At 70.4% G+C, this 10,274-nt stretch carries 11 protein-coding genes; 1 reads left to right on the forward strand and 10 read right to left on the reverse strand.

Features of this window, described 5'->3' with window-relative positions:
• Positions 1-652: 652 nt before the first annotated feature.
• From AOK24_RS26265 to mobF, 5 genes are all read right to left on the reverse strand, one after another.
• On the reverse strand, positions 653-1,156 hold the full coding sequence (locus AOK24_RS26265; RefSeq protein WP_159051987.1) for a hypothetical protein: 504 nt from the start codon (positions 1,154-1,156) through the stop codon (positions 653-655).
• A gap of 91 nt (positions 1,157-1,247) precedes the next feature.
• Positions 1,248-2,264, reverse strand: coding sequence for a hypothetical protein (locus tag AOK24_RS26270; protein ID WP_055722539.1), 1,017 nt, complete (start codon positions 2,262-2,264; stop codon positions 1,248-1,250).
• Positions 2,261-2,932, reverse strand: a complete 672-nt coding sequence (locus AOK24_RS26275) for a hypothetical protein (protein ID WP_055722540.1) — start codon at positions 2,930-2,932, stop codon at positions 2,261-2,263. The genes AOK24_RS26270 and AOK24_RS26275 overlap by 4 nt, the downstream gene beginning before the upstream one ends.
• Positions 2,933-3,009: 77 nt before the next feature.
• Positions 3,010-3,348 carry a hypothetical protein gene (locus AOK24_RS26280; RefSeq protein WP_055722541.1) on the reverse strand — a complete coding sequence of 113 codons (339 nt, stop codon included), beginning with the start codon at positions 3,346-3,348 and terminating at the stop codon, positions 3,010-3,012.
• 118 nt (positions 3,349-3,466) lie between these two features.
• A complete protein-coding gene (mobF, locus tag AOK24_RS46365) occupies positions 3,467-5,191 on the reverse strand; it encodes a MobF family relaxase (RefSeq protein ID WP_079056994.1) in 1,725 nt (574 codons plus the stop codon).
• 338 nt (positions 5,192-5,529) lie between these two features.
• Here mobF and AOK24_RS26290 point away from each other — a divergent pair, with 338 nt between their 5' ends.
• Positions 5,530-5,832, forward strand: a complete 303-nt coding sequence (locus AOK24_RS26290) for a hypothetical protein (protein ID WP_055722542.1) — start codon at positions 5,530-5,532, stop codon at positions 5,830-5,832.
• A 158-nt stretch (positions 5,833-5,990) separates the two neighbouring features.
• Here AOK24_RS26290 and AOK24_RS26295 read toward each other — a convergent pair whose 3' ends face one another.
• The 5 genes from AOK24_RS26295 to AOK24_RS26315 all read right to left on the reverse strand — a co-directional run bounded on the left by AOK24_RS26295 (position 5,991) and on the right by AOK24_RS26315 (position 10,088).
• Positions 5,991-7,019, reverse strand: coding sequence for a hypothetical protein (locus tag AOK24_RS26295; protein ID WP_055722543.1), 1,029 nt, complete (start codon positions 7,017-7,019; stop codon positions 5,991-5,993).
• A complete protein-coding gene (locus AOK24_RS26300) occupies positions 7,016-7,915 on the reverse strand; it encodes a ParA family protein (protein ID WP_055722544.1) in 900 nt (299 codons plus the stop codon). The genes AOK24_RS26295 and AOK24_RS26300 overlap by 4 nt, the downstream gene beginning before the upstream one ends.
• A gap of 411 nt (positions 7,916-8,326) precedes the next feature.
• Entirely contained in the window at positions 8,327-8,851 is a 525-nt protein-coding gene (locus tag AOK24_RS26305; protein WP_055722545.1) for a hypothetical protein, read from the reverse strand.
• Positions 8,848-9,537 carry a hypothetical protein gene (locus tag AOK24_RS26310; protein WP_055722546.1) on the reverse strand — a complete coding sequence of 230 codons (690 nt, stop codon included), beginning with the start codon at positions 9,535-9,537 and terminating at the stop codon, positions 8,848-8,850. The genes AOK24_RS26305 and AOK24_RS26310 overlap by 4 nt, the downstream gene beginning before the upstream one ends.
• Positions 9,534-10,088 carry a hypothetical protein gene (locus AOK24_RS26315; protein ID WP_055722547.1) on the reverse strand — a complete coding sequence of 185 codons (555 nt, stop codon included), beginning with the start codon at positions 10,086-10,088 and terminating at the stop codon, positions 9,534-9,536. The genes AOK24_RS26310 and AOK24_RS26315 overlap by 4 nt, the downstream gene beginning before the upstream one ends.
• Positions 10,089-10,274 lie beyond the last annotated feature (186 nt).

Here is a 10,274-nt window from a genome sequence, read left to right on the forward strand (position 1 = left end):
CGGGGGGCGGGGGACTCGCTGTGCATCGGCGTCTCGGCTCTCTCCGACCTGTGCGGCCGGGTTGGTGGCTCCGGCCTGCGCGCCGGTGCGCGGGCGGGCCGGGGCCACCGTGCGGAGCCACCCCTTGGCCGCGGTCTGAAGCTCGCCTGCCACCGATGTCCGGTATGCCCCTTGACCGCCCCTTGTCCTCTCGTTTTGTCCGTGACTGGCATCACGCTCACTGGTCCGTCCCCCGGCGGGCTGACCGTGCGGGCGAAGCCCCGCCCGGACCGGGCCGTGTGCTCTAGCGTGAGCGTCCCCGACACCGCCCGACGTCCACGTCTCCTACTTCCAGGGCCCACGCTTCCACGACATCGACCTCACGGCGGAGACAGAGCGGGGCCTGGGCCTGTTCACCGACCGCGCGCTGGCGGAACACTGGCACGCCCACCACCAGGAGCACGCTGCCCTCGGGCTGTTGTCGGCCAAGGAGAACCTGCGCCGACCGCGCGCGTAACAAGCTGTTGCGCATCCTGAGTCGATCACCCGCAGGTGGAGGTCGGCGACCGCCCCACGGCGGTCCCCACCCTGGGGCAGCGCGCTCCACTCCTGGCGGAGTGGAGCGGATGCAGGTGGACTCCACCGCTCGTCAGCAGGCGTCCCGACCGCTTCCTCAGAACTCCAGCCCGTGGATCGGTGCCAGGAGAGCCCGCAGCGAATCGAGCAGGGCAGGGCCCCAGCGGAACTCGCTGTGCCCGTACTCCAGGCTGAACTGCAGGTCCTCGGGCGGGGAGACGTCCCTGCGGAGCATCTGCCAGCGCACGGAGACCCTGTCCGTGTCGTCCTCCGGGTCGTGTCCGAGCTGCCGCAGGCATCGCTCCCACTCCGCGATGACGTCCGAGTCACGCATGCCCCGCTGAGGAGAGAGAAGCGCTTTGACCTGATCGCGAGTGATCTCCCCTACCGGCATGCCCTCCTGAGCAGCGATGCGATAGAAGGCCGCGGCGAGCCCGACGGTCCCTTCGGCCAGCTGCATGCCGTCCCAGGTGATGTCCCGCCCCGTCCAGACAGGCTCTGCAACGTCGATCGCCTGCTCCCACGCGGCAGACCATGTCTGCGGACCGCCTTCGTCTTCGCTCTGCCACTGCCTGAGCTGCTCGATCACAAGAGTCGCCATGACGGTCATTGTCCTGGACGACGTCATCGCCCCGCAGGCTCTCCAGGAGGGAACACACCAGATCGGAGACCGGGTGGACCCCACCCGATCGTCAGGGCTGGCGCTGGTGATAGGCAAGTTTGCGAGCCGCCCACTGCGCGCCGAACGCCATCAGCGTGCCGCCCGGACTCTGCTCGCCAGCTGGCAACTCGAGTCCAAGTATTTCCCTGACCGGCGGAATGTACGCGGTGAGCTGGCGAAACAGCTGCGACAGCTGCGAGTCGTCCTCCAGGTCATGACCCCGCTGCACCAGTCCTTCACGGACGGCGGCCTCCGGCGACCTGTCCAGAGCTGGGCCCCGCCGGTGGTCGGTGAGCACATCCCAGAGGATCTCCACCTCCATGTACTCCGGTGCTGTGCCCGGAATCCCGGCGTAGAGAGCGAAGGCGACGCTGGGCAGGCCCCAGGTGAACGGGCCGGCCGTGTAGTCCCGGGGCCACACCGGCTCCAGGAGCGCCGCTGCCCTGTAGACCGCCTGCCTCCACTCCCCGTTGTTCGACTCGCCCGACACCGGGAAAGCGAGCTCCCCGGCCTGCTGCCAGAGACTTCTGACCGCGTCCATGCGGAGGAGGCCGGCTGTACTGACGATCGGCGAGGACCCGGCATGCTCTGCGCCAGCACCCTGCCTAGGCTCCAGGAAAAGGCGACCCTCGCAGAGAATCGGCGCCTTTATCGCCTCGAGCGCCTCCGGGACGTCGTCCGCGCGCGTCATCAGCACCAGGTACCCGATCACGGACAGGCTCAGCTCCCGGACCGCAGGTCCTTCGGCGGTCTTGGCCCACGCCCGCCACGTGTACATGAGGCTCGCGGTGGGACCGGCAGCCGGATCGGCAATCGCGCGTGCGGCAGCCAGCTGCTCCTCTTCCGTTCCGTCCTGGATACCGTGACGGGCAGCGAGGTCTAGTTGCCCCACCTTGTCCGCAAGGTCGATCACCAGGTCGAGGATGTCCCGCTCGCCGTCGCTGCGAGCCGACAGCGACGCGACCATAGTCGTGTTGCTGCTCCAGACCGCTTCGAGATAGGCCACGGCCTTGAGGATCTCGCGGGGCGTCAGGTCGGCGGCAGTCATGAGCCAGCACCAGCTTCGGTCACGGTGACAAGGCCGTACCCCTGATACCGGAGGGGATCACACACAGGCACGGGCGACATGCCCAGAGAGGGGGCGACTTCGGCCAAGGCCCGGTAGTCGCCCGCCCGCTCGAGCCGGTACTCCTTCACCGCACTGTACGAAGCGCCGTCGAGATGGGCGGTGGGCGAGCGCCGCGCATGGGCCATCAGGTCCCCGAACGCGCGGTATACCGAGCCGAGTACCTGCTCCCACTGCTCCGGGTCGCTGTCGGCCAGGTGCGTCAGGGCGTGCCAGCGGTCGGCGTACGGGCCGGTGGGGGCCGGCCACCCGGCGCTGCCGGGGGCGAGCCTGGCCCCGTCCTCGTCTTCGTCCTCGGTCCAGGTGCGCAGCTCGGATCCGAGCCGGTCCAGGTCCAGGTCCCCGATCGCGGCGCCGGTCCATCCCATCGCGATCCGGAGGGACTCGGCGACCGCAGCCACCAGGTGGTCGACTGCTCGCGGATCATCTCCGGGCACGGGGGCGCGGCCGGGTGCCAGCGGGAGGTTCTGGTGCCAGCGGACGACGGCTTCCGCCCACGGCCACGCATCGCTGTAGGGGTCGCTGCCGCCGTGGGCGGCCCAGTACCGGTCGACGTACCGGGGCAGAACGGTGTAGGGATCGAGAGCCATGGCTGCAAGTCTGCCCCACCTCGCTCCTATGCAGGCGTGGAATGCACTCGCGCACTTCGAGGCCTGCGGCGGCACGTTCAGGGGATGTGGGTCATGTCCTCCAGTTCGGGCAGGACCTGGGGTTTGGGCACCACCCGGAGCTCGATCTCGGCATCGGCCGGGACCACGTCGACACCGGCCTCCACAGCCACCCGGACCACGTCGCGTACGGCCTCGGGAGACAGCCGCCCGTCCCGGGTCATGTGCCCTTGCGGGCAGGTAATCCGGGTGTCCTCGCCCTGCGCCGTCAGCGTCAGGCCGGTCCGCGCATCGCACTCCCAGCAGGTCACCGGCATCCGGGAATAGAACGCCGCTCCCCTGTAGGTGTGGAAAAACGCCTCGCTGTCGGACCGTACCTCGTACCGCACCGCGTCCATCTGCCGTCGGATGATCCGCCCTCATCCTTGCGGTGGCGCATAGGCCTGCGCCAGCCCCCGCCTGCGTGCTGCCGTGTCACCCTGCGGCTCGGCCGACACACGGCATGACGGCCGACGTTCACGGGCGCGCGGCGGGGACCGGACCGGAACCGTTGTACGGGGGTTGCTGTTCGTGCTCCTGGCGGCGCCGATCGGCCGATCCAGCCGGGTCGGCAGCAGGGGCAGGCACTTCTCTCTCCTCGATGGCGCGGCGGCGGGCGTTGGCCGTGCGGGTGACGTCGGCGAGCCGTTCCAGGTTCTCCGGCGTGCGCGACCACGTCGCCGTGTCGGTCGTCCGGCCCCCGAGGTGCTCCTCGGGCATCGCGGCCTGCTGACGGGCCTGGACGGCGACCCGGGCCCGCTCGTAGCGGCTGGACTTCCGTGGCGGCGTGCCTTCGGCGGGAGCGATCCACCACCGGTGCGGCAACGGGAAGTCGGCGGTGTAGGTCATCCGGTCCGCCGCCGGCGCTTGGCGGCCGGGCTTCGTGACCGTGTGACGGCGGGAGTGCCGGAGCAGGGCCCGGTGGGCGATGCAGTCGTCCAGGCCGCGGGTGAACTCGCGGCCGCGCAGCGTCTCCAGCAGGTGCCGGCGCGCTTCGGCCAGGATGTGGCGGCGGGAGGACTTCTCGCGCACGGTGAAGACGACCGCGGCGACGTCGACGGCGGCGAGCGCCACGTCTACGGTGGGACCCACCCGTGCCCGGATCGCCGCTCCGGCTGCCCGGCACCTGTCCAGGAGGCTGTCGATGAGCTGCTGGCCGAAGCGGAGGATCGCGGAGGCGCGCCACCACGCGAGCAGCTGCTGAAGCGGCTTCGGCTTCTTCTTCGCGGGCCGGGTCTGCTGCGCCGCCCACCAGCCCAGTCCGTGACGGCCGCGCTCTGAGGGCAGGTGGCCGTGGTCCTTCACGTACTGGTCGGTGAGCACCTCCAGGGCGTCCTCGATGCGCTGGCGGCGGGACGCCGACCAGTTGATGAGGTCCTCGGGCACTCCGGCGATCTCCATGACCGGACGCAGGCCCGGTGTGACCTCGCGCGGCACGGTCGCCAGCTCCAGGGCCTCGCACACCTCGGTCGTCATCACCAGGGTGTAGAGCGTCCCGGCGGCCACCACGTTCTGGTAGAGGCGGTAGGTGTCCAGAGCGCCCCACACCGGTTCACCGTCGGCGCCCAGACGCTGAACGCGGTTGAGGATCAGGCAGTGCTCATGCAGGAGCGGCAGCCCGTCGCGGTTGTCGAAGTGCCGGAAGGCGGCGACCACGAGCGCGGGCGTCTTCGCACGGCCGCGGCCTGACGCCCACCGGGTCTCGGCAACCTCATCCTCCAGCCAGCGCAGCGCCGTGGCGACGGCCCGCTCGTGGGCCCGCTCGATGACCCGACGCGTGGCAGCGTCGCCCAGCGCCCACAGCACGACCAGCGACGCCTGCGGCCGGAAGGTGAAGTCCATGCCGAGCAGCGGGGTCTGCTTGCGGGCCTCGATCTCCTCGATCGGCTGTCCCAGGACGGTCAGCCGGCGGGCGGTCGCCGCGTCGACGCCGTCGTCCAGGAGGCCGCGCTCGATGCGGTCGGCGTCCGGGTGCCGGCCCTCGCCGAACAGCAGCTCCAGCTGACGCTCGGACACCTCCGCGCCCTCGGTGAGCCCCAGCGCACGCAGACCACGACCCAGCCACCGTCCCGGTGGGAGCCCGGCCAGCTCCTGGGCGTCCTTCAACGACTGCCCGGCCGGGCGGCGGCCGTCCCCGAACGCCACTCCGCGTATGTAGTACCGCCACGCGTTGCGCCTCTGGATCTTCGCGACACTCAGCATCGCCACAGCACACACCGGCTCTGACCTGCAAAAAAAGCGCGATCCCGTGAGGCGGGAGGGTTCACCGGAACTTCACGGCCGATCCCGCCCGGCGGGCGTTCGCGGCGGCACCGTGCCCGCCCGGCGGACACCACCAAGGCCATGTAAATGCTGCGCGACCACCAGTCACACGCGCCTCACCAACACCGAAAAACGCCAGCAGACGACTCCACCGTCAACCAGCGCACATCTGCGTACCGCTCCCCCACCCGGCGGCCAAAGACGCCGCGCCCTGCACCACGTCACCGACTCTCCGCCCCCGGCAGTGCCGGGGGCTTCTTGCTGCCTGGAGGACCGACGTGCCGACCTACGAGACCCTGCCGCGCTTCACCACCGACCTGGACCGCCTCACCCCAGAACAGCGCCACCGTTTCCGCCAGACCGTGGCGGCCTTCGTCGAGGACCTGCGCACCGGCCGCTTCCGCGCCGGCCTCCGCGTCAAGCGCGTCCAGCGCGCGCCCGGCATCTACGAGCTGACCTGGTCCATGGGCACCGGCCCCGCAGGACGCGCAACGTGGGAGTACGGGACGCCGATAGTCCCCGGCGAGCAGCACATCGTCTGGCGCCGCATCGGCACCCACGACATCCTCACCGGCCCCTGACTCGGTGCCGAGGCGTGCGAATTCGCACGCGAGCGTTCGAATTCGAATCGAACAAGAGCGCTTCAATTGAAGCGCCTGCCCGCGAGGCGCCGACCGGCCCTCATGCCAGTGGCCCACAGCCGGGAGGACTGCGGGCCACTGAGGGTGCGTCTGGAGCGTCACCCCTGGGGGGCGTGCAGCGCCTTGTTCCGGATCGCGGTGGCCTTCTTGAGGATGTCCTGCCGGACCTTCTCGTATTCCTTCGCGTCATCCGGGTCGGCGGCGGCCTGAGCGAAGACGTCCTTGGTGATCGCACGGTTCACCGTGTTGAGCGCCTTGAGGGCGTCCTTGAGGGCGACCATGTGCTCGGGAACGATTTCGGCGTCCTCGATGTCGTCGCCCTCGCTGCCCGCTCCACCGGTTTCCTGAGCTTCGACCGCCGGCCCTTCACCGTCCGGCGTGCGAATTCGCACGCCATCGTTCGAATCTTCTTCGAACGATGCAGGGTCGTCATCGCCTCCGCCGTCTCCGAGCGTGCGGCGGGTAACGCGCTCGATCGTGGCGCGAGCCTGCTCCGGCAACTCGGGGAGCGCGGGCGGCAGTTCCTTGCGTACGGCTTCCAGGGTCTCGGCGGTGGTCTTGTCACCCAGTTCCTCGGTGACCTCGCTGACGACCTGGAAGAGCAGGATCGCAGCCTCGGTGCCGTGCTGCCGCTGCGTCTTGCGGGTTTCCTCGATCTGCCCCGGGTTCGGCACACGTCCGGTCTGAGCGGCCGTCTCCAGGGCCAGCGGGGCGCCGGATCGCAGGCGGCGGATGTAGGAGGCTGAACGGCCCGTGAGGTCGTTGACGTACTCCGCGTAGGTGGAGTGGCTGCGGCGCCACCACTTGCCCTTGGCTGCGCGCTCCAGGCCCTGGGCGATGACCCAGATCGCGGTGTTGCCCGTGGCGACGGCGGTGCGGATGACGCTCTCGGTCTTGTCCTTCTGCTGTCGCTCCGTATCGGTGAGCTCCGAGGTGTCGTCCTCGCCGACGGCCTGGACCTCATCGAGGCTTGGCAGGGAGTCGGCCAGCTCCTTGAGCGACGCGATCGGATCTGCTGCTGCCTGCCGCCCGTCGAGGATCGCTTCCGTGCGAGCGGCAACCGCGGAGGCCGGGCTGCCGGTGGTGCTGTCACCGCTGGAGAACATGCTCGCGATCGACGAAGTCACCGGGCGGCTCCCTTGAGGAGAAGGCCGGCGGCGCGGTCGTAGTCGAGGGTCGTCGTCGCCTCCGGCGTGTGCGCGCGCAGGGCCTGCTTGCTCAGCTGCGCGTTGCCGATCTCAACGCAGGTGCGGACGGGGACGATTAGCGCGTCGGGGAACGCCTTCGCCATCTCGGACCCGATGGTGCGGGCCAGCTTGGATCGCGTGAAGTCGGTCAGGAAGACCGCGGCGACGCGAAGGCTGCGGTTCATGCGCGTGGTGACGGTGCGCAGGGTCTGGTGGAGTGCGGCAGCGCCTTCGATGTCGAGGCCGCTCGCGGCCTGTACGGGAACCAGCACGTCACGAGCGGCCACCAGGGCGGACACGGTGAGGCTGCCGAGGCTGGGGCCGGAGTCGATGAGCGTGATGTCGACGTCGTCTTCTTCTTCCCACAGGTGGAAGCGCAGGCACGTCTCGTAGCCGGTGGGGTGCTCCGTCTCGACTGTGGCGAGGTCGGGGAAGGACGGCACCAGGTAGAGGTTCTCGTAGATCGTCTGGTACGTCGCTTCCCGGAGGGTGCACCGGTCGAAGTAGACGTCGGTCAGGCTGCGCCGCTGATCGGTGGGGAGATCGGCGGGGTAGAGGATCTTGAGCCACGAGGTCAGGGAGGCAACCTGCGGGTCGGCGTCGATCAGGCGCACGCGCAGCCCTCGTGCCGCGAGGGCCATGCCGAGCTCGAAGGTCGTCAGAGTCTTCCCGACGCCGCCCTTTTGGTTGGCGATCGCCATGACCCGGGGCAGGTCCACGGTCGGCCGGAACGTGTCCGGGACGACGATGCCGGCCTTCCACTGGTGGTACCCCGACGTAATGTCCCAGTCCGTGACAATGTCGAGGAACGCCAGGTCGTCCCTCAGCGGCGACACCTGTACGGTCTCTCCTTGTGTTTCTCGCATAGCCCGCAACCGTAGCGGGTGAAACACTGGATCGCCCCGCCTGGTCGCTGGACTGGTCGGGGCGCTTCCGTTCAACACGGCGAGGCCGTTGACCAGGCAATTCGAACGCCCCGCCGGACAAGGCGTGTTGGCTTGCGGTGACCGTCCTGGTCATGGGACAACAGGGTCAGGTTCGAGGTGCTCCCCTGAGAACGGGGAGCCTGCCCGTCCCGACGGACAGCATCCTGGCTGCGCATCGCCCCACGGGGCGGAGCCTGGTCAGTCAGAAAACCTCAGAGGCCCAACCGCCGGCGGTTGGGCCTCACCCCGTTCCTGGCCCTGAAACGCACGAAGGCCCGGCTCCCCCGCGATCGATCTGCGGAAGAGCCGGGCCTTCGGCTTTCAGTCTGCCCAGGTCGCGGGCGCGCCTGCGTCGGGGTCGGGGATGCTGGCGGCGGTCACCGGCGCAGCCGGGTGCCGGAGTGCGGTGATCGGGATGGCGCCGGGTTCGGTGGCGGGTGCCCAGACCATGCGCCAGGTGTCGTCCCACTCGCATCCGCAGCCGTGGTCCGGGTGCGGGTGTCGTAAGAAGACGCCGTGGGTCTGGACGGCGCGCGGGATGCGGGGGATGAGGACCGCAGGGTCGTCGCCGGGGTAGAGGTGCAGGTTCCGCCACCCGTGGATCCGCGCCATGTACGCGGCGGCGGCCTCGATGACGGCGGCCCACTTCTGATGCCCGAGCACGAGGAACGCAACCGGGTAGAGGTGATCGTCGGTCGGGTCGTCGATCCCGGTGACGACCAGGCCGGAGTGGGCGAGGAAGCCGTTCTCCACCGCGTCCTCGCCGGGCGTCCAGAGCTGTTCGACGGGGTGCATGGTGCCGTCGTCGCCCTCGCTGGTCTCGATCTCGTACATAGCCGAGGTCACGCGCTCACCCCCGCGACGGCGGCGTCCAGGAGCGCCAGAGCGTCGGCCTCGTACGGGTCGGCGAACAGCTGGTGGTCGCTGACGTCGAACGGCGCGTACCGCACGGAGACGCGGTGGCTGGGCACGAGGGTGGTCTCCCGTCCGTCCAGCGCGGCGGTGATCCGGTCGTGGTCCTGCTGGGCGTGGCGGGTCTGGGTGTACGGACCGAGGCGCAGCAGGGTGTAGCCGTCGCGGCTGTCGTCGCGCCGACGGGCCTCGATGTAGAGGGCGTAGTGCGCGAGTTCCATGCCGACGTCGTCGGGCAGGGGCAGGCCGGCGGCGGCGTGGGTGAGCATCGTGTAGCCGGGCTGCCAGAAGCCGAGGATCGCGCTGGTCTGGCAGCGGAGCCAGCCGCGGTTGGTGTAGCCGAGCTGGCGGCCGTGGAGGTAGGCGCCGGCGTGCGGGGTGTCGGGGTGGACCAGGGCGACGGCGATCATGTCGGGTCCGTGGTCGTCGCCGGGCCGGGGGTGCGCGCGCTCGATGAACGGGCCGACGCGTACGGCGATGTCCTGGGCGCTGCCGGGCGTCCAGGGCTGCGGGCTGCGCAGGGCGGCGAGCGTCGCACGGAACTGGTCGACCACGGCCTGGTCCTCGGGGGCGAGGGTGCCGGGGGCGTGACCGCAGCGGCGGAAGAGGGGGCGCTTCATCGGGTCGGCTCCTCGTGGGTGGCGTGCGGGGTGACGGTCGGCATGGACGGGCTCAGGTAGCGGGCGGCGGTGTTCACGAAGTCGTCGGCGGCGACCTTCGCGGCCTCGCGGGCCTCGGTGAGCCGTTGCTTGGCCGCCTGGCGGTCGGTGTCGGCCGTAGCGGTGGGGATCGCCTGCCGGATCGCGTAGGTGAGCGTGATCATGCGGTCGGCAGCGGCGCGCACCGCCGGGTCCTCGATGAGGATGCGCAGGGCGAACAGTGGGCGGGTGACCGCGCTGCGGGTCATGTGGCTCTCGCCGCGCAGGGTCTCGATCCGTTCGGGGTCGGCCTGCTTGAGGACGGCGTCGCCGCGCCTCCACATCGCCGTGCGGTGGTCGGAGGCGGCGCAGGCGAGTGCGGTGACGGCCTCCAGACGGTCGCGGCGGACTACTGCGCCGTGGGCGGCGCGCACCTGCCGTTCGGCGGCACGCTCTTGGAAGCGGCCGGAGACGATCGCACCCAGCAGGGTGGCGACGATGGCGAGCGCCGCGGTGATAAGGGTGGGTAGCACGCGGTTCCTCTCGGTGTGCTGACGGGTGGTGGGAACGGGGAGCGCCACACCCGACTGGGAGGGCGGGCGCGGTGCTCGGGGTGGGCAGGTACGCGGTGTTGCGGGGCGGCCGGAGCCGGTGTCGACGGCCGCCCCGCAGAAGTGAGGGGTGGGGTCAGCTGGTGGGGCGGCCTGGCGTGAGGAGGT

It is taken from the genome of Streptomyces niveiscabiei, assembly GCF_001419795.1.
GTDB lineage: Bacteria > Actinomycetota > Actinomycetes > Streptomycetales > Streptomycetaceae > Streptomyces > Streptomyces niveiscabiei.